We start from the raw sequence: 23197 nt of genomic DNA on the forward strand, positions 1-23197 counted from the left end.
GTGTGTAGTTAGGATGAAACATATTCACTTCATCCTAACTGAGAAATAGGCAAAGACAAAAGTTTTTTTTAACTTTACACTTTGTGGTACAACTTTTGTCCTTGCTCATGATAGACAGATTTCATGGTTTTTAGACCATCTTCTATCTCGCTTTGGCTTGAAGTCGTTTGTTCAGCATGTTGCTGATTTTGTGCATAATCACGAACATTTTGGGTGATTTTCATTGAACAGAACTTCGGTCCACACATTGAGCAGAAGTGCGCTGATTTATGCGCTTCTTTTGGCATCGTTTCATCATGCATAGAACGGGCAGTGTCAGGGTCGAGACTAAGATTGAATTGGTCCTCCCAACGGAATTCAAAACGTGCTTTAGAGAGTGCATTGTCACGGACCTGTGCGCCTGGGTGTCCCTTGGCCAGATCTGCTGCATGTGCGGCGATTTTATATGTGATGATGCCGTCTTTGACATCTTTTTTGTTCGGCAATCCCAAATGCTCTTTTGGCGTGACATAACACAGCATTGCTGTACCATACCAACCAATCATTGCCGCTCCAATCGCCGAGGTAATGTGGTCATAACCCGGGGCAATATCCGTCGTTAGTGGCCCAAGTGTATAGAACGGTGCTTCCTGGCAAACTTCAAGTTGCAAGTCCATATTTTCTTTGACCATATGCATTGGAACATGCCCTGGACCTTCAATCATGACTTGAACATCATGCTGCCATGCACGATGGGTAAGTTCGCCCAAGGTACGTAATTCTGAAAACTGTGCTTCATCATTGGCATCTTGGATACAGCCTGGACGTAAACCATCACCTAGACTGAAAGATACATCATAGGCTTTCATGATTTCACAGATTTCATCAAAATGCGTATAAAGAAAATTTTCCTCATGATGGGCCAAGCACCATTGCGCCATAATTGAACCACCGCGTGACACAATGCCTGTCAAACGATTGGCCGTTAATGGGACATAGCGCAACAACACGCCAGCGTGAATGGTAAAGTAATCCACACCTTGTTCGGCTTGTTCAATCAGGGTGTCTTTGAAAATTTCCCATGTAAGGTCTTCTGCTACCCCATCTACTTTTTCAAGTGCTTGATAAATCGGAACAGTACCAATTGGCACAGGGGAGTTGCGAATAATCCATTCACGCGTTTCATGGATATTTTTACCCGTTGACAGATCCATAATGGTATCTGCGCCCCAACGTGTTGCCCATGTCATTTTCGCAACTTCTTCATCAATCGATGAACCCAGGGCAGAGTTACCGATATTGGCATTGATTTTCACCAAGAAATTACGCCCGATGATCATCGGTTCGCACTCTGGATGATTGATGTTTGCAGGAATGATGGCACGACCTTCAGCCACTTCTTTACGGACAAATTCAGGCGTGATTTCCATCAAATTATGGGCACCAAAATTTTGTCCGGCATGTTGACGCATATCAACGCCTTCACGCTGACGCTGATTTTCACGAATTGCAATATATTCCATTTCAGGGGTAATGATCCCTTGCTTGGCATAATGCATTTGGGTGACATTATGTCCTGCTTTGGCTCGACGAGGTTTTTGTATATGTGCAAAACGGATTTCAGCTGTACGAATATCTTTGAGGCGCTCTTGTCCAAACTGCGAGGTGAGGGTATTTAAGCGTTCAGTATCGTTACGTTCAGCAATCCATGTTTCACGGATGTTGGGCAAACCTTGATTCAGGTCGATCTTGACATTGGGGTCGGTATAGACGCCAGAGGTGTCATAAACCATCACAGGCGGATTTTTCTCGCCACCTAAACCTGTAGGGGTATCTGTGAGTTCAATTTCGCGCATGGGAACCTGAATATCAGGGCGTGAACCTTGAATATAGACTTTTTTAGATGCGGGTAAAATTCGAGTGAGATCTTTGGCTTCTTGCTCATGTTGGGCCAATTGATCAGCAGGGGATAGATTCGTTAATTGGTTCATTACAATGATCCTTATGAATGACATCAACGAATCAAGCACGACCAAAAACGGTGGCAGATTTAGTCTACTTTATTGAATACCATGACCACTAGAATTGTGTGGTATTTCTATAAAAATAGATAAACTTTGGGCTGTCAGTTTTTAGATGCTTGATTCCTACGCAGGTCTTAACCTGATCAGGTTCAACGGTACTTTAGTTTAAGTTTTGGCAAGGAGATGCAAAACTGACTAAATCTCAGCGAGGAATTACTCGCGCTCCGTCAAGCGATGTTTAAATACTAGCATGTTCTCATCGGGAATGTGATGACATGCCGATATCAATTTGAATTATTTTTTTGAGCAAGCATCTCTTCAACCTGCTTTCTTATTTTCTGCTCAAACGCTGTGCGTTGCTCTTGAATGCCTTGTTGTTCAGGGCTCTCATCCTGCGTATTTTCTCTGGACGGTTTTGGCATTTGTTGCCAAAGCGTTTCACTTTTATTGATTAAATTTAGGAAGTTTTGCGCAGTCTGACGGCTTGCAGTCTGGCTCTTGGCAATTTTCTCAATGGCTTTCAGAGCTTCTTCATCTGCAATTTTGTCATCATCAAACCATAGGGTACGGGTATTGTCATCACCTTGAAAAAGAGCACTGCGATATTGTTCAATGTTTGCTGAAACTTGTCGTTTAAAGTGATTGTTTGGATAGTCTTTATTGAATTTTTCCCAGAATAATAATCGGTTGGCGACTTCATCAAAGCTAATTGCCAACCCTGCGTCCAGAATATAGTCTGCCCCAGTGTACTCCTTACGGATTTGTTTAAAATAGACTTGATCTGATTTTTCTAAATAGGGTGCAAAAATATCCAGATCATATTGGGGATGCTGGGTAAAGGTATATTCGCCTTCTCCCACATAAAATTTCTCTATATATAAGTCTTTTGCATGGTCTACCAAGTATTTCTCACTCGGTTTTAATTGCTTATACAGTTCTTGTTTCTGCTTTGCTGTCATAGACTGACCTTCCGGAAGAGTGTCAGTCAGATATTGAAATACCTGAGGTGAGGCATCGCTCACCAGCTTCTGATATATATCTTCAGATTTTGCTTGCCATTGATAACGGGTTTTTAAGGGTACTGTTGAGAGACAGTTTTTAAACCATTGATTGAGAGCATGTAAATCCTCAGCAACGACTGTTTTTTCTAATTTTTGAATACTTGAATCGATCTGGCTACAGTCCTGAGCAGATATTTGAGGAGTAGCGGCTTCAGTGGTATTAGCCTCCGATGCAGCAGTTTTTGATGCTTCAATTTTGGGGTTATTTTCATGTTTTTGACAAGCACTGAGCAAGGTAAAAATAAAAATAGCAGCCAATGGAATGTTTTTTTGTAGAAAGTTCATGGTATGACAATTGTTGTGGCTTTTTTGAATAGCGAAAGGATAATAAAAATTGAACTGAAAAGAAATCTATGTATTAGAACAAACTGCATCACTAAAGCAGTCTTTTTTGACATGTTTAAAATCAATTGGACTCAAATTCAGATATTGATTGAGTTGTGAAAGCGCCAATAATTGAGGGTGATTTTCTAGTTTCGATCGTTCTTTTTCACTGATTTGAATTTTTTGCTGGCGTTGTTCAGGCGTCATTTGTACAAATTGTATAAATTTCTTGGCTTGAGCTGACAGCTCTCCTTCATTTGTTTTAGACAAATGTTCGATGACCAACCAACTTGAGGAATCTATATCATTTGGACTTTCAAAATTCATCGAAATTGGCGAGCCTTCTGAGCCTAAAAATAACAAGCTGCTGTAGGCATTTTTTAAAAAGCGCGCGTCATGTAGAAAAACAGTATTTGGATAAGTCACAAGATATTCTTGCCAAAATTTAGCTCTTTTTGCAATTTCTTCAGGTTCAAGATTTAATTTATTATTTTTGAAAAGCGGTTGCGCATTTTGCTCTGCTAGATTTTCGATAAATACTTGCTCGGGTGCTTGTAGATAAGGCGCAAAAACTTTTGCCAAATACTGAGGACTGCGGCGATAGGTAATTGCGTCTTCAGTTTGATCTGTCAACTCAATATAAGCCTGTCCTTTATGGCGTAATAAATATTGATCGCGCAAATTGAGTTGTTCGAATTTACTTTGCTGAATAGTTGGATATGCCGCTTGATCGAGAACATAGTTTTCAAATGCTTGCTGCTGTTCTGAGGTTCGATCTATTTGTAAAAATTGTTGGTACATCTTTTTCGATTGATGCATGAGTTCCATTTGTTCAGGAGATTTTAACAAGGGTAAACACATGCGAATGTCTTGATTCACCTGTTCGATTGCCAAGGTTGTCCTCTGCGGATTAATCGCCAACATCTCATTTTTTAGATTTTGACAAATTAGGGTCAGATCAGGAACAGGATTTTCTGTTTTTGGTGCTTCCTTTGACTCTTGTACGATATCCGTTGTCGGTTTTTGACACGCGACCACCACCAAGCCACTCAAAACTACGAGTATGCTCGAAATGAGATAGTGAATAGGATTGCGAGGAAATTTCATTAGACCGATATAACAAGACAGCTCAATGTAGGACGTTGCTATTGTCGCTGAATCAAAGCTAAATAAATGAAATATTTTGTAGTTTTGTGATAATGAAACGTTACGGTTTTAACGGGAATAGCCAATTTTTTCAGGTCAATACAGTGCTTATTCATCCAATAATTGGCTTGAAAATAAGCCTATCGTTGATCTTAAATTAAATCTCAGTATATATAAATTATATAAAGTGAATGCTATGATTTGAGCTAAATCTTGCAGATGAAAAATCAACATTGCTGGAACGGAAGTTCATCTAAAAGAAAAATACTTGTCATAAAATGTTCATCATTGCTATGGTTTAATATTAAGTCTAAAAAGTCGCTTTTGCTGCCCGTGGAGTATCAAACTTTGAGCCCAAGTAATCCTGTGTTAAATCATCACATTTCTTCACAATTCAATGAAGATCTACAGGATGTAAATACCAAATTTATGACCATGGGTGGTTTGGTGGAGCAACAAGTGGCAAATGCAGTACATGCTTTGCTAGACACCAACGCCAATATGGCAATAGATGTACAGTTTCAAGACAATACCGTTAACCGTTATGAGCGTGAAATCGATGAAGCACTGACATTGATTTTAGCCCGTCGTCATCCCGCTGCAATTGATTTGCGTATGGTAATTGCGATGAGTAAGGCAAACACGGATTTAGAACGGATTGGCGATGAAGCGGCAAAAATCGCCCGTATTGCACAGACACTGTGTGAGGAAGGTGAGTCACCACGTGGCTATATGGAAACACGTCATATTGGTAATCAAGTTCGTGTCATGATCCATGATGCTTTGGATGCTTTTGCCCGAGTAGATGCTGAACAGGCATTAAAAGTATTGTTGGCGGATGCAGACATTGACCGGGAGTACCAGTCGGCAACACGTACACTGATGACGTATATGATTGAAGATCCTCGACATATTAGTCGTGTCATTAATGTGATGTGGGTATTGCGCTCATTGGAGCGTATTGGTGATCATGCACGTAATATTTCAGAGCAAGTGATTTACATGGCGAAAGGTTTTGATGTGCGTCATACCAATATTGAAGAAATTGAACAAAAAGTCCAAGGGAAATAATTTAACTCAACCTAACGACTTCAAATAAAAAGACCTGAATCATTCAGGTCTTTTTATTTGGGTACTCTATTTTGATAAACATCAATTCAATTGATTAGACCTGTGCTAAGGCTTGCTCTAAATCTGCAATCAAATCATCAATATGCTCAATACCTACAGATAAGCGAACCATATCAATACTGACCCCAGCTGCTTTTAATTCTTCTTCATTGAGTTGGCGATGAGTCGTGGTTGCGGGATGACATGCCAGGCTTTTTGCATCACCAATATTCACTAAACGAGTAAAGAGTTGTAAGGCATCAATAAAACGAGTTCCGCCTTCACGTCCGTCCTGCACTCCAAATGAAAGGATGGCAGATGGTTTACCTTTGACATACTTTTGAGCCAAGGCGTGTTGGGGGTGATCTTTTAAACCTGCATAGTTGACCCATTGCACTTTAGGATGTGCCTGTAGGTATTCTGCAACTTTTTGTGCATTTTCAGTATGGCGTTCCATACGTAAACTGAGTGTTTCTAAACCCTGTAAAATTAAGAATACACTGAGTGGACTAATCGCAGCACCCGTGTTACGTAAAGGCACAACCCGCGCTCGCGCTATATATGCTGCTTCGCCTAAGGCTTCTACATAATTGACACCATGATAACTTGGATCCGGTGTATTCAAAACTTTAAAACGTTCAGGATATTTACCCCAAGGGAATTTTCCGCTGTCTACAATGGCGCCGCCAATCGAGTTGCCATGACCACCAATGTATTTCGTCAAAGAATGTACAACAATATCAGCCCCATGTTCGAAAGGCTTGAGTAAGGCAGGTGTAGCAACGGTATTATCAACAATCACCGGTACGCCATATTCATGGGCGATTTTGGCAATCGCATCAAGATCGATAATATTGCCCAAGGGGTTACCGATGGATTCAACAAAAACCAGTTTGGTTTTTTCATCAATCAGGTTTCGCAGGGCTTCAGGATTTTGGTAATCAAAAAAACGTACTTCAATCCCTTGTTTCGGCAAAGTATGTGCAAATAAGTTGTATGTTCCACCATATAATGTCGATACAGAGGCGATATTATCGCCAGCTTCAGCAATAGTTTGAATCGAATAGGTAATTGCAGACATTCCGGAAGCCAACGCCAAAGCACCGATTCCACCTTCAAGTGCAGCCAGACGTTGTTCAAGCACAGCCGTGGTTGGATTCATGATACGGGTATAAATATTGCCTTGAACTTTGAGATCAAATAGATCTGCACCATGCTGGGTATTATCAAAGGCATAGGATGTCGTTTGATAAATTGGTACAGCGACAGCTTTGGTCGTTGCTTCTGGTTCATAGCCTGCGTGAATGGCAAGTGTTTCGTCTTTATAAGTCATATTCCGTCAACTTTTTATTAAAATTCAATAGAGTGTAACAAATAAATATATGAAGTAAACAAGGGTTTCTATATTTTGAAATCATAAAAAAAGATAAAGATGAAGTGATCGCTATTGATCGTTTAATTTTAAATATACCCATAGATACCGGCGATCGTTTAGTTTGTCGATTGTCATTAGGATGTCATTTGTCAAAATTAGCATAAGAAACTCCATGAGTTCAGTTATTAATCACAATGAAAAATACGAATAAACGAATAAGCAATAAAACCACTTTAACTTTAGTTTTGTGTAGTTTAATGGCATTCACTGCGTGTTCAGATGACGATAATAATGATACAGCTCACAAAAAAACACTGACCCAAAACGTGAGTTTGGCTTTCGGTGATGAAGCGTGTGTCATGGGAGGAACGCGTGTCCAAAGTGGTGTAGATACTAATCGCAATGGCAAACTTGAAGCCGGTGAAGTGACTAAAAGTGAGGACAGTTGTAAACCGAACTTATTTGCCCAGGGGGGCGCCTTACCATTTACTGTACTTGAACGACATCAAGCCAATGGCACAACAATTGACAGTAGCTTTGATATTCGTCAAGGTGGTTATGGCTCAGATGTGGCAGCACATCCAACCAATAAAAGACAATTTTATGCGTTAACGGATCGAGGTCCCAATGCTGACTTTACTGACAAACGCTATGGTGCAGGTAAAGTTTTTGCGATTCCAGATTATGTACCGAAAATCGGTTTATTTGAAGTTCAGGACAACGGGACGGTTAAGTTAATCAAGACCATTAATTTGAAAAATCCTAGTGGTCAGGATATTTCTGGTTTACCGAATACTTCTGCTTTGGGGGGCACAGGCGAAACGCCTTATGATGTGAATGGTAAAGTGATTACTGTAGATCCAACCCAACCTTATGATGCGGTAAATAATCCGATGAAACTCGACGATTATGGTCTGGACAGTGAAGGAATCGCAGCATTGAACGATGGAACATTCTGGATCAGTGATGAGTATGGACCTCATATTGTTCATTTCGATGCCAACGGGAAGGAAATTGGCAGGATTAATCCATTTAAGGCAGATCAACGCAATCAATGGACTCTGCCGAATGAATTCAGCTATCGTCGTGCCAATCGAGGCATGGAAGGTCTAACCATCACACCAGATCAAAAAACTCTGGTGGGTATTATGCAGTCGACCATGAGTTTACCGAATAAAAATGTCAATAAATCCACATTGACACGTATTGTGACGATTAATCTTGAAACAGGTAAGGTTGCGCAATATCTCTATCAACAAGAAATAAATGAAAATTCGAATTCTGCAATCATTGCATTAAGTGCAACGCAATTCCTGGTTTTAGAGCGAGATGGTCTGTTTTATAAAGACACGGCAAATGTGATGAAACATGTTTATCGTATCGATCTGAGTAAAGCGACCAACTTGGAAGATGTTAAAGATCAAAACGAATTGAAACAAGATGAAAAACTAGGCTTAACCATCGCGGGTAAAACATTGGAAGAATACCAATTGGACAAGGGCTGGGATGGCTTGAAAGCTTTGAATATCGTTCCAGCACCGAAAACATTGGTGTTGGATATGGGGAAAGCCGTGAAATATTCTCACGACAAAATGGAAGGTTTATGGTTGATCAACAACACGACTTTAGGCGTGTTAAATGATGATGATATGGGGCTGTGGAATAATGCAAAAGGTATGGAACCGAAATATCTCGATGCAGCGCGTACACGTGTTGATGTGAATACCTTATACATCATGGATAAGTTGAATTTAAAAGGTCAGTAGCCGTATTCAAAAAGCCGCCAATTAGGCGGCTTTTTGTTTCTCAATAGGTGATTAAACTGTAGGTTGTGAAATGAAAAAAATATCAATGATTATCATGTTGATGAGCTTGGTTGCCACACATGTCTGGGCTGTACCACAAGTGACTTCTCGTGAATATAAATTATTGCTACAGGCAGATAAATTTAGTTATGCCAATGAGTCAGCTGATGTAAATACCTATATGCAGCAAGCAAAAAATATCATTGCTCAGCAGATTAACCGTACTGTATCCGGCAGTATGGTGCTGGATAAACAGCGGCAGATTCGCTTCTATGACTCAGCAAGCAGCTGCTTACTGAATAATATGGGCTATAGTTTTCGTGAACGTATTGAAAATGGTGCATCTGAAGTCACCCTTAAATTTAGAAGCTTTGATCATTATCTTTCTAATTTTGCTGATTTAAGTAGCCCGACTACAGGTGCGAAAACCAAGCTTGAAGACGATATCACTCAGACAGCAACCCAGGGTTTTTTGGTGGGTTCCAGTAAATCGACGACCGTACCCAATACACGTACTATCAATAAATTTTTAGATATTCATACCCATTTCCCAAAATTTAAGGAGACTTTTGGCATAAGTGATAATCAGGTGTTATCTCAAGTGGGTGGGCTGACAATTTATGAACGAAGTTATCGTGGGGTGAGCATTGATTTGGGCGAATTTGATGCCGATGTTGATATGAGTTTATGGTATACCCAAGTGCCCTCTACAGGATTAAAGCCTGCAGTAGTTGAGGTGTCCTTCAAATATCAAGATCCGAATGCAAATTACACCAATAAAGTTGTACAACGCGCAGCGATTAGCTTTAGTGCTTTGAAATCATTGTCCAATTACAATGCACCAAGTTCAACCCAAACCAAAACACAATTTGTATATCAATATCAGTCTAATTTTTGCTCTTGATCTGATCTAAAAAAATAGAAGATAGGAGGATTTTTATGCTCAGCTTCACAGTAGCGCGATGAAAATATCTCCATGAAATTGGACAAATCTAAACAAAAATAGATAAATTCAGCGTATAATTAATGACATTTATTTGTTCGCATTTGCGAATTTCTATCCATTATAGAGGAGTCCTACGTGGCCCAATATATTTACACGATGAACCGTGTGTCGAAGATGGTTCCGCCTAAACGCGAAATCCTAAAAGACATCTCTTTATCATTTTTCCCAGGCGCCAAAATTGGTGTGCTTGGTTTAAACGGTGCTGGTAAATCTACTTTGCTCCGTATTATGGCTGGCGTAGATAAAGATTTCTCAGGTGAAGCTCGTGCACAACCAGGTATTAAAATCGGTTATCTAGAGCAAGAACCACCATTAGACCCAAATAAAGACGTGCGCGGTAACGTTGAAGATGGTTTGCGTGAGCCATTAGATGCACTGGCACGTTTAGATGAAGTTTTTGCTGAATATGCAGCAGAAGATGCTGATTTTGATGCACTTGCAAAAGAGCAAGAAAAATTAGAAGCAATCATTCATTCATGGGATGCTCATAATCTGAGTAATCAAATGGATCAGGCTGCGGCTGCATTAAATCTTCCTGCTTGGGATGCAGATGTAACATTGCTTTCAGGTGGTGAACGTCGTCGTGTTGCACTATGTCGTTTATTGCTGTCTAAGCCAGATATGTTGTTGCTGGACGAACCGACGAACCATTTAGATGCAGAATCTGTATCATGGTTGGAACGTTTCTTGAAAGATTTCCCTGGCACAATCGTTGCGATTACCCATGACCGCTATTTCTTGGATAATGTCGCGGAGTGGATTCTTGAACTTGACCGTGGGCATGGTATTCCTTACCAAGGCAACTATTCTTCTTGGTTGGAACAAAAGAATGCACGTTTAGAGCAGGAACAGAAACAAGAGGAATCTTTTGCTAAAGCATTGAAAAAAGAACTTGAATGGGTTCGTTCAAATGCGAAAGGTCAACAAAAGAAAAACAAAGCACGTATGGAGCGCTTTGAAGAGCTTAATTCGCGTGAATTCCAGCAACGTAATGAAACTTCAGAAATTTATATTCCACCTGGTCCGCGCCTAGGAAATAAAGTGGTTGAAGTTGAAGGCATCAGTAAATCTTTTGATGGTCGTTTATTGTACGAAAATCTAAGCTTTACAGTCCCACCTACAGCGATTGTGGGTATTGTGGGTCCAAACGGCGCCGGTAAGACGACATTATTCCGTATGATGACGGGTGAGCAGCAACCTGATACAGGGACTGTGACTCTGGGTGAATCTGTTAAAGTTGCATATGTCGGTCAGATCCGTGACACTTTAGATAACAATAAAACAGTTTGGGAAGAAGTTTCTGGCGGTTTAGATATCTTAAGAATCGGTGAGTATGAGATCGCTTCTCGTGCCTATATCGGTCGCTTTAACTTTAAAGGTCAAGATCAGCAAAAACGTGTTGGAGAATTATCTGGTGGTGAACGTAACCGTTTACAACTTGCGAAGATTCTTCAAATGGGCGCTAACGTGATCTTACTGGATGAGCCATCAAACGATTTGGATATCGAGACTCTACGTGCGCTAGAAGATGCAATTTTAGTCTTCCCTGGTACGGTTATGGTCGTATCGCATGACCGTTGGTTCCTCGACCGTATTGCGACACATATCTTGTCATTTGAAAATGAACAACCTGAATTCTACGAAGGTAACTATGCTGAATATGAAGCATACCGTTTAGCACGTTTGGGTGAAGATGCCGTTCAAAAACGAACCAAGTATAAAAAGATTGGTGGATAAACCTTCCCCTGATGATTAAAAACCAGCTTTCGAGCTGGTTTTTTATTGTAGATAAACATGGTGAAGCTGGTTTTGTGCTTCGATATGCCCTTGATTTGCAGCCAGTAATAACCATTTTCTTGCTTTAGATTGGTCAGGAGATAGCCCCAATTGGCCCTGTAGATAAATCATTCCGAGTTTGTATTGTGCTTTACTATAACCTTTCAATGCTGCATGTAAAAAATACCAAATCGCATTACGCTGATAGGTATGAACGCGTTCATGACGATGTAAATCATAATGCACACTATAGTGATTATTCAGGGCGAGATGTTCATAACTGGTGGCGCGATGATAAATATGCATGGATTCAGACATACCAAATAAAGCATATCGATGTGTATAATCATATGAATAAGTCATGAGCTGGTTAATCCTCCCTGTTTATTTTTATTAACTCCATCAACAACTACAAAATGTGAGGCTTATTTCAATCAAGATTAAATGAAATAAAATGAATATGAAATACCCCAGTTTCATGATTTTTTTGAATAGTAAAAACAGTAGAAAAATATAGTGATTTCAGTAAATAGGGATAATCCCCTGATTTATATTGAAGGATGTGCTTATTTTAAGGCGCTGATATTAAAATTGGAAATGTGACTGCTTTCATTCATTTTATCATTACTGAGTGAACGCTCCATTTAAAAATCATGACAAATAAATTGTAAAATTTTATTTGAAAATAAATATTATTAATTGATTTCTTTATGTTGCTTTAACTTAGGCTTAATAAAGGCAATATAAAACCTTAAATAACGCATTGCCTGGGATTGTTTCTATTATCTTTCTAAAGGCAGAATTCAACACAAAATAATCAGTCAATGTAACCTTCTCCGCTAGGGAGAAGGTATTTTTCAACATCATTCAGTTTATTGAGTACAGCATGAGATTATCTATATGGCTTGTAGTCTGGGTAAAATGCCATTCATTAAAGACGCATTTCAATCCCTTGTTCTGCGAGATACTGTTTTGCTTCAGGAATCGTATATTGACCAAAATGGAAGATGGATGCTGCTAATACCGCATCTGCGCCACCTTTTAAAATGCCATCAGCAAGATGCTGTAAATTACCTACACCACCAGAAGCAATCGTTGGAATGCTGACACGATCATTGATTTGACGCATAAGACCGATATCATAACCTGCTTTGGTGCCATCAGCATCCATAGACGTGACCAACAGTTCACCTGCACCGTATTCCGCCATTTTTACTGCCCACTCAATGGCATCAATCCCTGTAGGTTTACGTCCACCATGGGTGAAAATTTCCCACTTATGTTCTGCAGTTTTTTTTGCATCAATGGCCACAACAATACATTGTGCGCCAAAACGTTGAGATGCTTCTTGAACAAATTCTGGATTAAATACGGCAGCTGAGTTAATACTGACTTTATCGGCACCTGCATTTAATAATAAGCGAATATCTTCAACTTTACGTACGCCACCACCGACAGTTAAAGGCACAAATACACTTTCTGCCATACGCTCTACTGTACGATAAGTCGTATCACGACCATTTGAGGTTGCAGTAATGTCTAGAAAGGTAATCTCATCTGCACCTTGCTCATTATATCGTCGGGCTACTTCTACAGGATCGCCTGCGTCTCGGATATCAAGAAACTGAACACCTTTCACCACACGACCATTATCTACGTCTAGGCAAGGAATAATACGTTTAGCGAGCATAATTTTTTCCAAAAATAACAGTCGATGATGAAACTTCGTGACTTAGCTATAGCACCGCAATAGCCGAAGCGGTTATTCTATCAAACTTATGTAAGTTTTTTCGCAGGTTTTCTATGTCGGTTTATACCACTTTGAGTTTACAAGAAGTTCAGGTGTTTGCAGCACCCTATGGATTAGAGGTGGTTGAGCTGAACCCAATTCAAGGCGGTATCCAAAATACCAACTATTTTATCATTTGTCGTGATGGAACACAGTTTGTTTTAACCCTATTTGAAAATATGGATGCACAAGCTGCTGGTGAATTGGTACCTGTGTTAGAGCATTTAGGTAAACATGGCGTGGCTGTACCCGTACCGCTCAAATATGAGGGTCAATCCATTCATATACTGAAGGATAAACCTGCACAGATTGCACCACGCATGATCGGTAAACATCCAATGCCATCAAGCATTGCTCAAGTTGAACAGATTGCGATGGCTCAGGCAAAGATGCATATCGCATTAAAAGATTTTCCATTACAGCGTAAAATCGCCCGTGATCATGACTATTGGTACAATGTGGCTAAACAAATCAAACCCACTTTAAGTCCAGCCGATAAAGCACTACTTGATAATCTCTTGGGATTGTATCAAGCATTAACACAGATGTATCCAAACAGACCTAAAGGTTGGATTCATTCCGATTTATTCCGCGACAATACCTTGTTTGAAGGAGATAATCTTAAAGGAATCCTTGATTTTTATGAAATGAATCAAGATGAATTATTATTTGATATCGCCATTACATTAAATGATTTCTGTACCGAATATCCTGAAGTTACCTTAAATGAAGCCAAGGCAATGGCATTTTTAAATGCTTATAGCTCGGTTCGTCCACTGACTGAAGATGAAAAGGCGTGCCTGGAATTATATTTGGCAATGGCGGCAGGACGCTTTTGGATGATGCGTTTGCAGATTGCACACATCAATGCTGAATCAGATCGAACTGGGGATGATATCTTGCAGAAAAATCCACAAGAAATGCGTAATATGTTGATTGAAAGATTGAAATTTGTAACAGCTTAATCAGTGTGTGGGATAAAAAATGCGTGATCAAGGTCGTTTAGTTGAGTGGTTTGATGACAAAGGCTATGGCTTTATTCAACCCAATGATGGACTAAAAGAGCGTGTATTCCTGCACATCAAAGATTTTGCACAAAAAGGTCCACGGCCCATAGTGGGCTGTGCACTTGAGTATGTGGTGCAGTTGGATGGACAGGGGCGTTATAAAGCCAAGCAAGTGACTTATTTGAAAGCAACTCAAACTGTTCATGCCAAAACGAATCAAGTCAATCACAACAAACTGAAAGCCCAGAAAGACTCTTCATTACAACCGATGCAAATCATATGTATCGTTTATATAGTGGCTCTGGCAATTTTAAACATAAGTGGTTGGTTAAATGGCGTGGTTGTGCTTTTTATCAGTATTATCAATGTGATGACTTATTGGTTCTATTCACAGGACAAAGAAGCTGCACAATTCAATCGACGTCGTGTGCCTGAAAATACCTTACATATTTTAGCCTTTTTAGGTGGCTGGCCCGCTGCATGGCTAGCACAACAACGCTTACGACATAAAACACAAAAACAACCTTTTAGAAATATCTATTTCTGTACCATCATCTTTAATATTTTATTGATTTTATGGTTAATTTCACCTTTAAATGTATTCCACATTTAGAGTGAAATCGCCAAGTTTTAAACAGGGGCGTGCGATGAGTAATTATGTCGATTCAAACAATAGTAAATCTCTTACCTTAATCTTATACATTCTTTACATTATTGCGATTTTCTCCGCTGGAATTCTAGCAATTGTTGCATTGATTATTAATTACGTAAAACTAGACGCTGTACGAGGTACGATTTTTGAAAGCCATTTTAAGTGGCAAATCAGGACATTCTGGTGGTACTTGATCTGGACCATCGTTGCATTTATTCCATTTCTTTTCCTCTTTTTCACTATGGATAATGTCAACGCATTTGCAGGTGTGGCCTTGGGTGCTACAGTGTTTTGTGGAGTAACTTTATTTGTTTCTTGGATATGGATTGTTTATCGAGCAATACGAGGAATTATTGTTTTGAATGATGATCAAGCTTTACCGTTATAAATGTTAACATGAATTGAAACAATCACTTCATTAAAAACAGCGTTTAGTTTGAAACGCTGTTTTTATATAGCGATTGAGCCCTTTCTGAACGCTATTTTCTTTTTAAAAAACCGAGGTCTCCATTCGCTGACGATGACCCCCAAAACCACAAGTAATCCGCCAAAAAGTGCAACCAAGGGCAGGCGTTCACCTGCAATTCTGCCAAACAATGCTGCCCACACGGGTTCACCTGCATAGATCACCGCAGCCTGAGATGGATCAACTGAGCGTTGTGCCCAGTTCATGGTCAACTGTAGTATTGAACTGGTCAGCCCTAATCCTACAGCAAGTATAAGCAGTTCCCATGAAAAAGCGGGGATATGGTGTTCTCCAACAAAAGGCATTGATGCAAAAGATAAAACTGAAGCAAAAGCCAGCTGGATTACAGTCACCCGCTGAAGATTTACTTTCCCTGCAAAGTAGCCAATGAAAATAATTTCCATTGCAATTGCAAAAGAGCCGAGTAGGGTCACAATTTGCCCTGTATTTAGATTGATCTGGTTAAAGCCATTGCCTGTTAAGAAAATTAACCCGATAAATGCCAGTAAAACGCCGAACCATGTCATCATGTGAGGCCGTTTGCGGAAAATCAACCAAATCAGAACAGGCACCAAAGGGACATACAACGCCGTTAAAAACGCAGATTCACTACTACTGATCGTTTGCATTCCCACAGTTTGTGAGCCATAACCTCCAGTAATCATGCTGCCTATCAGTGCGCCTGCAATGATTTCTTTTAGATTAATGCCTCTGAGGTATCTATATGACAATAATCCGACAGCGATTGTTGCCGCTGCAAAACGGCAACCCACAAAGAACATTGGAGAACTGTAATTCAAGGCCAGATGCACAACAACAAAGGTACCTCCCCAGATCATGGTCATGATGATCAGGGCAATTTGAGGTATTTTCGATTTTAAAAATAAAGTGAAAGGAGAGGACGACATAAAAACAACAGGGAGAAAGAAAGCACCGCTATTTTACGCGAAAGTACAGAATTATGCTGAGGTTAAGTTTGATAAAAAATGAGCTGCAATCATTAAATTGTCACCTGAAAGCGTTATAATTTAAACATTAAAATATGCATAAAGAGAAATAAGCCATGGTGATTGAACAAGCTTTATTTCATATTATTGAGGGTCAGCAATCGGCTTTCGAAAAGAAATTCTATGAGTTATCCGACATTTTTAGAAATGCACAAGGTTGTGAAAAATTTAAATTGATTCGTGGAATAGAGAATAATCAGCAATATATTCTACAAATTCACTGGACTGATTTAAAAGCACACACTGACATTTTTATGAAAACAGAAGAATTCAAACATTGGTTTATGGCATTAAAACCTTTTTTGGCACAAAAAATAGAAATGCAGCATTTTGAGAATACATTGGTCTAATCGTGAGCCTGCGATTGAGCAAGCCATAAAAAAGAGAATCTTGAGATTCTCTTTTTTCATCTACTTTGTACTTAGAGCGCTTGTTCATCCAATAATAATTGAGCTTCACGCAGATTGAGTGTGCCTTCATAAATTGCACGACCCGTAATTGCGCCTAAAATACCTGGTTTACCCTTTAAGTTACGCACATCGTCTAAGTTGGTCACCCCACCCGAAGCAATGACAGGAAGACCTGAGTATTGCGCTAGATTGACGGTCTGCTCAACATTGACGCCTTGCATCATGCCATCGCGTGCGATGTCTGTATAAACAATACTTGATACACCTGCATCAGCAAAACGTTTTGCAAGATCAGTCGCTTTTACATCCGTTACATTTGCCCAGCCATCTGTAGCAACCATACCGTTCATTGCATCAATACCAACAATGATGTGACCTGCAAATTTTTGACATGCTTCTTCAACAAACTCAGGGTTTTGAACCGCTTTTGTTCCAATGATCACAAAAGACACGCCTGCATCCAGGTAATGTTCAATCGTCTCTAAAGAGCGGATCCCCCCACCAATCTGAATAGGGAGTTCAGGCTGTGCTTTGGCAATTGCTTCAACCACAGGTTTATGGATTGGCGTACCAGCGAAAGCACCGTTTAGATCAACCAGATGTAAACGACGAGCACCTTCATTTACCCAGTGTTGTGCAGTTGCAACCGGATCATCAGAAAATACAGTATCGTCTTCCATACGACCTTGTTTTAAACGTACACATTTACCATCTTTCAGGTCTATTGCAGGGATGATCAGCATGCTTTCGCTCCTTGCCTAATCTCATAGAAATTGATTGGCGTTCATCTTAGCAAAAACTTGATCAATTTCTAAGTATCAGTTAGGGCTTTTATTTTCATTCTTCTACAATTCAGTCACGATTTTGGCGATATCAATGGGGATTAAATTTAAATCGAGCAGCGCCTTGAAAATAAGAACAGGCGCATAAGCATCTGCTGCTGCGTACTGAATTTGTGGAATGGTCAGATTTTTTTTTGCCCAGTTAGAAGTGCTGACTGATTTGCTTTTTGGAAAATGAACCTGAAACAGGAGTGCCATAGCATTTTTAATGCCTAATGGGCTACTGATACCGAAACTAGAGAAACGCTTGGAAAGCTCAATCACACTATGTAGCTCTATACCTTTTTTACGAAATAAATGTAAGTCATTTTTTAGACCAAAGCCGACTTTGAGCTGATTTGTGTTTTCTAAAAAGGGTTTTAAAAAGTTTAGAATGTCAGGTGAAACCTGAAATAAATAAGCTTTCTCAGCGGTCGCAAGTTGAATGAGATGAGGCCCCGTCTGAACTTCACCTTTAGTAAAAGTCGGCTTTGACTCTGTATCAAAGCCGAGTAAAGTCACTTTTGATAATTCTTCTGAAATTTTATGACACTGTTCTAAGGTATTGATCACAATAATTTTATTTAAGGGTAAATTTTGAAAACGTGGAAAGCTTAGAATCTGTTCCTTGCTTGGGAGTTGTTGGCTCTGATCATTCACAAATTTTAGCTCTCAGATTTAAGGGGTAGCTGAAATTCCATAATTTGCTTGCTGTATTGAATAAAATTGAGCAGGCAAGACATAAAAAAATTTAACGATATTGTGTTATAACAAACTTTGAATAAAAGATGATAGTTTTGTGAGATGAAATTACAGGAATCAAGCAGATGGTAGAAAAAGAAGATGATCTTTTTATGGAAGGTGCAAAACGTTTAAAGCAATTGATTCAAGATAAAAATATAAAGGCCAGTGATATTGTCAATGTGCTGGAAACCTCAAAAGGCACAATGAGTAAATGGCTGCATAACTCAACACCTGCAAGTGCGCAAAGCTTAATTGAACTGGCACGTTTAGTGGGTATGACTGAACGCTGGAATATGGAAGCCAAACAGCAAGATAAAACGGATCTTGTGAGTAAGGCTTATGCTGAATCTGAACTGGATTTAAGTCATGTCAGTATGGAGCAGTTAATCAATGAGATTAAAGATCGTTATGCGGCGCTAAACTTAAAAGCAGAGATAAAAATCAGTGTTGAACCGTTAGAAGGTGGTTTTGTTACTAAAGATTAACGTTACGGTGGCATCATGTGATGTGATCCTTCAAATTTGATTTGCGGATCAGTATTCAATTTGGGCGAGACTGCCAAAATATAGATGACCACGAGCGTTAAAATGGGTGTACAAATGATTGAGACCAGTGCAACAGTTTTCTCCCAAACAGGTGTCAGTCTACTGCTACCGTAGTGATTGTCATGAAAAGAGCCAGGTGCGACAAATATCAAAAATAAAAAAAGCACTTGCACGATCGGGATTAGAATCAACACAGACCACCAACCTGAACGATTAAGATCATGTAGTCTACGAATGATGAATATAAAAAATGTATAGATACACGAGATGTGTAAGGTCGCCCATAAAAAGAACGCCAAAGGTTCAATCTGATTAAAATCTTCGTTGGTATTCAGCATCTGGAATGAGATATAAAGATTGAGTGAGCATAGAATAATGGCGAGAATCGTTAACCATGCAATCAATGATAATCGTCCAAAACGTCCACTGGGATGAAGCAGTGCATCTTTGCTTAGATTGTTATTTTTCATTTATAAGCCATTGAATCAATAGGTGTTAAATTTTTTATTGGCATCTGTCTGAAACACAGGATAATGAAGTTTTAAGACTTTGTTTTCTCTAGTAATTTGGATAATCAGAGCCAATTTAAATTGACTCTGATTTTTCTTGATCTTGAGGTGTTAAATCTTCCATTCCACAAAGTTTTTCAGCAATTGCAAACCTGCTGTATGGCTCTTTTCTGGATGGAATTGTGTAGCAAAAAGATTTTCTTTATGAATCGCAGTACAGAACTGCAAACCATAATCACATGTTGCTGCAATGAGTGTTGAATCTTTAGGTTCAACATAATAGCTATGCACAAAGTAGAAACGTGAATCTTGTTCAATATTTTTCCACATTGGATGACTTGGATCAGCTTGGTGGACTTGGTTCCAGCCCATATGAGGAACTTTTAAGCCCTCCATATCTGGAAAATGTTTGACCATGCCATCAAAAATCCCCAACGCTTGAGTACCACCATTTTCTTCAGATGATTCAAGCAAAGCCTGCATACCGACACAAATTGCCAGCACAGGTTTATTGAAGGCAGCTTGACGTACAACTTCATCGATTCCTGCTTCATGCATGCCTTGAATGCAGTCGCGCATTGCTCCTACACCTGGAAATACAATTTTATCTGCTTGAGCAATCAGCTTTGGTTCATTGGTGACATCTACAGTTGCACCCACATGTTCGAGCGCTTTAGCTGCCGAATGAAGGTTTCCCATGCCATAATCAAGAAGGGCAATACGGGTCATTACAAGGTTCCTTTGGTAGAAGCAACAGTATTTTCAGCACGAGGATCAACTTCGCATGCCATACGTAGTGCGCGAGCAAATGCTTTGAACACACTTTCAATTTGGTGATGGCTGTTTTTACCTTTTAAGTTGTCAATGTGTAGTGTCATCAAGGCATGATTGACAAAGCCTTGGAAAAACTCTGAAAATAAATCAACATCAAAGCTACCAATTCGTGCGCGAGTAAAGGGAATATCCATCCACAACCCTGGACGACCTGATAGATCGACAACGACCCGGCTTAAAGACTCATCCAGTGGTGCATAAAAATGACCATAACGTTTTAGGCCTTTTTTATCACCCAGCGCTTGTGCAAAAGCTTGCCCTAGGGTAATCCCACAGTCTTCTACCGTGTGGTGATCATCGATTTCCAAGTCGCCGTCACAATGAATATCAATATCAAATAAACCATGACGCTTGATTTGATCAATCATATGGTCTAAAAAGGGTACACCTGTATTGAGCGTGCCTTGACCAGTACCGTCAAGATTCACACGAACTCGAATTTTAGTTTCGTTGGTGTTTCTTACCACTTCACTGATACGTTGCGCCATAGACACGTTCCTCAAAAAACGTCAAAAATTAAAAGTTTGATGTAAAGATGTTTCGCTTTGACGAAAGTCACAGCATATTAGATTGCTCAGGAGGGTTAATCAATGCCTATTACCGTACATGCTAAAACTTCACTAGAAAATGAAGAAGTTCGCGATCAGCTTGAGCGATTATATGACACCAGTCCCGAATTTGGGGATGGTCATGATGCCATAGAACAACTTGAGCAAAACTTGGCTCATTATACCCTACTTTATGTCGCAGAATTTAATACGAAGATTATTGGGGCATTATGGTGTACCGGACAAGGTGAAAGCAGAACTTTAGAAAATATTGTGGTGCATCCAGCCAATCGAGGGCGCGGGGTTGCTGAACGTTTGGTTGAGGAAGTTTGTCGAATTGAAGAAGAAAAGGGTGTAAAGAACTTTGAACCAGGCTGCGGTGCAATACATCGTTGTTTAGCACACCTTGGTAAAATCTAAGCGATTTGCGTTTACTGAATGAACAAAAGCAGCCGGAGTGATTGCTTTTGTTCTCTTTATTTAAAAATTGAATTGTAAATCGTTATTTTTAACTGCATTTCGAAAAGATTCAAAAAACCAGCACGGGCAAATTGTTTACGCCAATCGACAGCATGAAAGCAATTTCTTGCTCAAATATGTGTAAAAAAGCATCTATTCGTGCATAAATAGGCTGATTTTGTTGTAAAAATAGACTGTTGAGTGATTTTAATGCTTTCTATGCTTGACGGCTTGTGGATTAAATTGTTTAATACGCCCCATCGGCGTGATAGCTCAGTAGGTAGAGCAACGGATTGAAAATCCGTGTGTCCCCAGTTCGATCCTGGGTCTCGCCACCATATTTAAAAATCTTAAGATTTCAATCCCTGATCCCATCAGGGATTTTTTTTGGGTAAAAAATATTCGCTTGAATAAAAAAGTCATGATTTTTATTGACTATTGAATGCAGATACGGCTTAATACACCGCATCGGCGTGATAGCTCAGTAGGTAGAGCAACGGATTGAAAATCCGTGTGTCCCCAGTTCGATCCTGGGTCTCGCCACCATATTTGAAAAACCTCAAACAGTGTTTGGGGTTTTTTATTGTCTGCTATTTTGTGTCTAGGGTCATCGTGAGTGTTCTAGAAAATATGCTTATTGAAAACAGCAATGACTTTATTGTCTTACAAAATGTCTTGAGCTGGTGTGGAAATGACGTAAAATAAATTTTTATAAAACGAAAAGATTGTTATAAAAACAATGAAAGATTTATTTTCATCAGGCAGTGCGCTTTATCAACAAGCACGACCCAGTTACCCACAGGATGTGGTTCAGGAAATTTTAAACTATGTTCCTGAGCGTAGTTTTGCATGGGATTGCGGGGCGGGTTCAGGGCAATTCACTCAACTGCTGACGCCTTATTTTGATCATATTGTTGCCACTGATTTGAGCGAAAAACAACTACAGCTTGCGCCTTATTTTGATAATGTCAGCTATCAGGTTCAAGCGGCTGAACATACATCATTTGCGACTCACAGTTTTGATTTGATTTCTGTAGCACAGGCAATCCACTGGTTTGATTTTGATGGATTTTATAAAGAGGTTCAAAGAACACTTAAACCACAGGGAATACTTGCTGTAATCGGATATGGCTTAATTCAAGTTGAAAATGCAACCATTCACTCAATGATTCAAGATGTATATTTTAAAAAATTAAATGGTTACTGGGATGCAGAGCGACATTATATTGATGAAGAATATCAGACGATTCCATTCCCATTTGAAGAAATAACGGTCGCGAACTTTAAAATGCAGTATCAGTGGTCATCAGCGCAACTGTTAAAATACTTATCGACATGGTCTGCCATACAGCACTATTGTGAAAAAAATCAAGATCATCCCTTGCTAGAACTGGCTGAACAGTTAAGCAATCAACACCAAGATTTAAAAATAGAATTTCCTGTATTCTTGCGTCTGGGGCGAGTGAAGCAGGTGAAGAAAAAGTGTTTTATGAAAAAATAGAATAATGATTTCATTTTATCTTGGATTAAAGGATATATGGCTAACAATATACTTAGTTATATATTATTTAAAAATAAACTGATTCAATGAAATTTATATCTCAAGTCATGAGTCTGGCGATTGCTGATAGTGTATATAGCTCTAATCCTTCAGCAACAACAGGCTATTTTATGCATGCCTATGGTGTAAATGCTCAAGGCATTGCGGGTATACCTGTCGCTTAATTTCAATATGCACTCAGCATCGCCAACAACCCCGCAGATTTAAGTTGGGTTGGAAACTGAAAACCGTATTGATAT

24 protein-coding genes, 2 tRNA genes and 1 riboswitch are annotated in these 23197 nt (G+C 39.5%); of the genes, 14 read left to right on the forward strand and 12 right to left on the reverse strand.

Annotated elements, in window-relative coordinates:
• Positions 1-74: 74 nt before the first annotated feature.
• From thiC to OSH00_RS07355, 3 genes are all read right to left on the reverse strand, one after another.
• On the reverse strand, positions 75-1970 hold the full coding sequence (gene thiC, locus OSH00_RS07345) for a phosphomethylpyrimidine synthase ThiC (protein ID WP_266129893.1): 1896 nt from the start codon (positions 1968-1970) through the stop codon (positions 75-77).
• Between the two features lie 136 nt (positions 1971-2106).
• Positions 2107-2240, reverse strand: a riboswitch (TPP riboswitch).
• A 47-nt stretch (positions 2241-2287) separates the two neighbouring features.
• A complete protein-coding gene (locus OSH00_RS07350; RefSeq protein WP_266129894.1) occupies positions 2288-3349 on the reverse strand; it encodes a hypothetical protein in 1062 nt (353 codons plus the stop codon).
• Between the two features lie 66 nt (positions 3350-3415).
• Positions 3416-4495, reverse strand: a complete 1080-nt coding sequence (locus tag OSH00_RS07355; RefSeq protein ID WP_266129895.1) for a hypothetical protein — start codon at positions 4493-4495, stop codon at positions 3416-3418.
• A gap of 387 nt (positions 4496-4882) precedes the next feature.
• Between OSH00_RS07355 and phoU the strand changes: the two genes are divergently transcribed.
• The gene (phoU, locus tag OSH00_RS07360) at positions 4883-5605 is read left to right on the forward strand and encodes a phosphate signaling complex protein PhoU (protein ID WP_009584000.1); all 723 of its coding nucleotides are present in this window, start codon (positions 4883-4885) and stop codon (positions 5603-5605) included.
• 94 nt (positions 5606-5699) lie between these two features.
• On the opposite strand, the gene OSH00_RS07365 is transcribed toward phoU, so the two are convergent.
• Positions 5700-6977 carry an O-acetylhomoserine aminocarboxypropyltransferase/cysteine synthase family protein gene (locus tag OSH00_RS07365; protein WP_266129896.1) on the reverse strand — a complete coding sequence of 426 codons (1278 nt, stop codon included), beginning with the start codon at positions 6975-6977 and terminating at the stop codon, positions 5700-5702.
• Between the two features lie 236 nt (positions 6978-7213).
• Between OSH00_RS07365 and OSH00_RS07370 the strand changes: the two genes are divergently transcribed.
• The 3 genes from OSH00_RS07370 (at position 7214) to ettA (ending at position 11567) form a co-directional block, all read left to right on the forward strand.
• Positions 7214-8785, forward strand: a complete 1572-nt coding sequence (locus OSH00_RS07370; RefSeq protein WP_266129897.1) for an esterase-like activity of phytase family protein — start codon at positions 7214-7216, stop codon at positions 8783-8785.
• Between the two features lie 70 nt (positions 8786-8855).
• Positions 8856-9728 carry a hypothetical protein gene (locus tag OSH00_RS07375; RefSeq protein WP_266129898.1) on the forward strand — a complete coding sequence of 291 codons (873 nt, stop codon included), beginning with the start codon at positions 8856-8858 and terminating at the stop codon, positions 9726-9728.
• 177 nt (positions 9729-9905) lie between these two features.
• Positions 9906-11567: an energy-dependent translational throttle protein EttA gene (gene ettA, locus OSH00_RS07380; protein WP_196075590.1), complete on the forward strand. Its 1662-nt coding sequence runs from the start codon at positions 9906-9908 to the stop codon at positions 11565-11567.
• Positions 11568-11609: 42 nt separating this feature from the next.
• Here ettA and OSH00_RS07385 read toward each other — a convergent pair whose 3' ends face one another.
• Positions 11610-11969, reverse strand: a complete 360-nt coding sequence (locus OSH00_RS07385; protein WP_266129899.1) for a tetratricopeptide repeat protein — start codon at positions 11967-11969, stop codon at positions 11610-11612.
• A gap of 568 nt (positions 11970-12537) precedes the next feature.
• Positions 12538-13296 carry an imidazole glycerol phosphate synthase subunit HisF gene (hisF, locus tag OSH00_RS07390; RefSeq protein ID WP_196075588.1) on the reverse strand — a complete coding sequence of 253 codons (759 nt, stop codon included), beginning with the start codon at positions 13294-13296 and terminating at the stop codon, positions 12538-12540.
• A 113-nt stretch (positions 13297-13409) separates the two neighbouring features.
• Between hisF and OSH00_RS07395 the strand changes: the two genes are divergently transcribed.
• The 3 genes from OSH00_RS07395 to OSH00_RS07405 are packed head-to-tail and all read left to right on the forward strand — an operon-like array spanning position 13410 to position 15442.
• Positions 13410-14360: a homoserine kinase gene (locus OSH00_RS07395; RefSeq protein ID WP_266129900.1), complete on the forward strand. Its 951-nt coding sequence runs from the start codon at positions 13410-13412 to the stop codon at positions 14358-14360.
• 19 nt (positions 14361-14379) lie between these two features.
• On the forward strand, positions 14380-15015 hold the full coding sequence (locus OSH00_RS07400) for a DUF1294 domain-containing protein (protein ID WP_266129901.1): 636 nt from the start codon (positions 14380-14382) through the stop codon (positions 15013-15015).
• Positions 15016-15049: 34 nt separating this feature from the next.
• Positions 15050-15442 carry a DUF4870 family protein gene (locus OSH00_RS07405; protein WP_196075585.1) on the forward strand — a complete coding sequence of 131 codons (393 nt, stop codon included), beginning with the start codon at positions 15050-15052 and terminating at the stop codon, positions 15440-15442.
• A gap of 62 nt (positions 15443-15504) precedes the next feature.
• On the opposite strand, the gene OSH00_RS07410 is transcribed toward OSH00_RS07405, so the two are convergent.
• Positions 15505-16428, reverse strand: a complete 924-nt coding sequence (locus OSH00_RS07410) for a DMT family transporter (RefSeq protein ID WP_266129902.1) — start codon at positions 16426-16428, stop codon at positions 15505-15507.
• A 155-nt stretch (positions 16429-16583) separates the two neighbouring features.
• Here OSH00_RS07410 and OSH00_RS07415 point away from each other — a divergent pair, with 155 nt between their 5' ends.
• Positions 16584-16877 (forward strand): antibiotic biosynthesis monooxygenase family protein, encoded by a 294-nt coding sequence (locus tag OSH00_RS07415; RefSeq protein ID WP_266129903.1) that lies wholly within the window; start codon positions 16584-16586, stop codon positions 16875-16877.
• Between the two features lie 71 nt (positions 16878-16948).
• Here OSH00_RS07415 and hisA read toward each other — a convergent pair whose 3' ends face one another.
• Positions 16949-17680 (reverse strand): 1-(5-phosphoribosyl)-5-[(5-phosphoribosylamino)methylideneamino]imidazole-4-carboxamide isomerase, encoded by a 732-nt coding sequence (gene hisA / locus OSH00_RS07420; RefSeq protein WP_266129904.1) that lies wholly within the window; start codon positions 17678-17680, stop codon positions 16949-16951.
• Between the two features lie 102 nt (positions 17681-17782).
• The gene (locus tag OSH00_RS07425; protein ID WP_266129905.1) at positions 17783-18418 is read right to left on the reverse strand and encodes a 3'-5' exonuclease; all 636 of its coding nucleotides are present in this window, start codon (positions 18416-18418) and stop codon (positions 17783-17785) included.
• Between the two features lie 167 nt (positions 18419-18585).
• Between OSH00_RS07425 and OSH00_RS07430 the strand changes: the two genes are divergently transcribed.
• The gene (locus OSH00_RS07430) at positions 18586-18987 is read left to right on the forward strand and encodes a helix-turn-helix domain-containing protein (protein ID WP_266129906.1); all 402 of its coding nucleotides are present in this window, start codon (positions 18586-18588) and stop codon (positions 18985-18987) included.
• Positions 18988-18989: 2 nt separating this feature from the next.
• On the opposite strand, the gene OSH00_RS07435 is transcribed toward OSH00_RS07430, so the two are convergent.
• The 3 genes from OSH00_RS07435 to hisB form a co-directional block, all read right to left on the reverse strand.
• Positions 18990-19517 carry a DUF805 domain-containing protein gene (locus tag OSH00_RS07435; RefSeq protein WP_266129907.1) on the reverse strand — a complete coding sequence of 176 codons (528 nt, stop codon included), beginning with the start codon at positions 19515-19517 and terminating at the stop codon, positions 18990-18992.
• A gap of 150 nt (positions 19518-19667) precedes the next feature.
• Entirely contained in the window at positions 19668-20285 is a 618-nt protein-coding gene (gene hisH / locus OSH00_RS07440; protein ID WP_266129908.1) for an imidazole glycerol phosphate synthase subunit HisH, read from the reverse strand.
• Entirely contained in the window at positions 20285-20878 is a 594-nt protein-coding gene (hisB, locus tag OSH00_RS07445) for an imidazoleglycerol-phosphate dehydratase HisB (RefSeq protein ID WP_004825477.1), read from the reverse strand. The genes hisH and hisB overlap by 1 nt, the downstream gene beginning before the upstream one ends.
• A gap of 102 nt (positions 20879-20980) precedes the next feature.
• On the opposite strand from hisB, the gene OSH00_RS07450 reads away from it, so the two are divergent.
• The 5 genes from OSH00_RS07450 to OSH00_RS07470 all read left to right on the forward strand — a co-directional run bounded on the left by OSH00_RS07450 (position 20981) and on the right by OSH00_RS07470 (position 23122).
• Positions 20981-21358: a GNAT family N-acetyltransferase gene (locus tag OSH00_RS07450; protein WP_005034402.1), complete on the forward strand. Its 378-nt coding sequence runs from the start codon at positions 20981-20983 to the stop codon at positions 21356-21358.
• A gap of 301 nt (positions 21359-21659) precedes the next feature.
• Positions 21660-21735: transfer RNA gene (locus tag OSH00_RS07455), tRNA-Phe, on the forward strand.
• 132 nt (positions 21736-21867) lie between these two features.
• Positions 21868-21943: transfer RNA gene (locus tag OSH00_RS07460), tRNA-Phe, on the forward strand.
• A 193-nt stretch (positions 21944-22136) separates the two neighbouring features.
• Positions 22137-22898, forward strand: coding sequence for a class I SAM-dependent methyltransferase (locus OSH00_RS07465; protein WP_266129909.1), 762 nt, complete (start codon positions 22137-22139; stop codon positions 22896-22898).
• Between the two features lie 86 nt (positions 22899-22984).
• The gene (locus OSH00_RS07470) at positions 22985-23122 is read left to right on the forward strand and encodes a hypothetical protein (RefSeq protein ID WP_266129910.1); all 138 of its coding nucleotides are present in this window, start codon (positions 22985-22987) and stop codon (positions 23120-23122) included.
• Positions 23123-23197 lie beyond the last annotated feature (75 nt).

The sequence above is a fragment of the Acinetobacter nematophilus genome, assembly GCF_026344175.1.
GTDB classification, from domain to species: domain Bacteria; phylum Pseudomonadota; class Gammaproteobacteria; order Pseudomonadales; family Moraxellaceae; genus Acinetobacter; species Acinetobacter nematophilus.

Coding starts and splice junctions, on each gene's coding strand:
- thiC (WP_266129893.1), bottom strand. CDS start 1,970: ATGAACCAATTAACGAATCTATCCCCTGCTGATCAATTGGCCCAACAT.
- OSH00_RS07350 (WP_266129894.1), bottom strand. CDS start 3,349: ATGAACTTTCTACAAAAAAACATTCCATTGGCTGCTATTTTTATTTTT.
- OSH00_RS07355 (WP_266129895.1), bottom strand. CDS start 4,495: ATGAAATTTCCTCGCAATCCTATTCACTATCTCATTTCGAGCATACTC.
- OSH00_RS07365 (WP_266129896.1), bottom strand. CDS start 6,977: ATGACTTATAAAGACGAAACACTTGCCATTCACGCAGGCTATGAACCA.
- OSH00_RS07370 (WP_266129897.1), top strand. CDS start 7,214: ATGAAAAATACGAATAAACGAATAAGCAATAAAACCACTTTAACTTTA.
- OSH00_RS07375 (WP_266129898.1), top strand. CDS start 8,856: ATGAAAAAAATATCAATGATTATCATGTTGATGAGCTTGGTTGCCACA.
- OSH00_RS07385 (WP_266129899.1), bottom strand. CDS start 11,969: ATGACTTATTCATATGATTATACACATCGATATGCTTTATTTGGTATG.
- hisF (WP_196075588.1), bottom strand. CDS start 13,296: ATGCTCGCTAAACGTATTATTCCTTGCCTAGACGTAGATAATGGTCGT.
- OSH00_RS07395 (WP_266129900.1), top strand. CDS start 13,410: ATGTCGGTTTATACCACTTTGAGTTTACAAGAAGTTCAGGTGTTTGCA.
- OSH00_RS07400 (WP_266129901.1), top strand. CDS start 14,380: ATGCGTGATCAAGGTCGTTTAGTTGAGTGGTTTGATGACAAAGGCTAT.
- OSH00_RS07405 (WP_196075585.1), top strand. CDS start 15,050: ATGAGTAATTATGTCGATTCAAACAATAGTAAATCTCTTACCTTAATC.
- OSH00_RS07410 (WP_266129902.1), bottom strand. CDS start 16,428: ATGTCGTCCTCTCCTTTCACTTTATTTTTAAAATCGAAAATACCTCAA.
- OSH00_RS07415 (WP_266129903.1), top strand. CDS start 16,584: ATGGTGATTGAACAAGCTTTATTTCATATTATTGAGGGTCAGCAATCG.
- hisA (WP_266129904.1), bottom strand. CDS start 17,680: ATGCTGATCATCCCTGCAATAGACCTGAAAGATGGTAAATGTGTACGT.
- OSH00_RS07430 (WP_266129906.1), top strand. CDS start 18,586: ATGGTAGAAAAAGAAGATGATCTTTTTATGGAAGGTGCAAAACGTTTA.
- OSH00_RS07435 (WP_266129907.1), bottom strand. CDS start 19,517: ATGAAAAATAACAATCTAAGCAAAGATGCACTGCTTCATCCCAGTGGA.
- hisH (WP_266129908.1), bottom strand. CDS start 20,285: ATGACCCGTATTGCCCTTCTTGATTATGGCATGGGAAACCTTCATTCG.
- hisB (WP_004825477.1), bottom strand. CDS start 20,878: ATGGCGCAACGTATCAGTGAAGTGGTAAGAAACACCAACGAAACTAAA.
- OSH00_RS07450 (WP_005034402.1), top strand. CDS start 20,981: ATGCCTATTACCGTACATGCTAAAACTTCACTAGAAAATGAAGAAGTT.
- OSH00_RS07465 (WP_266129909.1), top strand. CDS start 22,137: ATGAAAGATTTATTTTCATCAGGCAGTGCGCTTTATCAACAAGCACGA.
- OSH00_RS07470 (WP_266129910.1), top strand. CDS start 22,985: ATGAAATTTATATCTCAAGTCATGAGTCTGGCGATTGCTGATAGTGTA.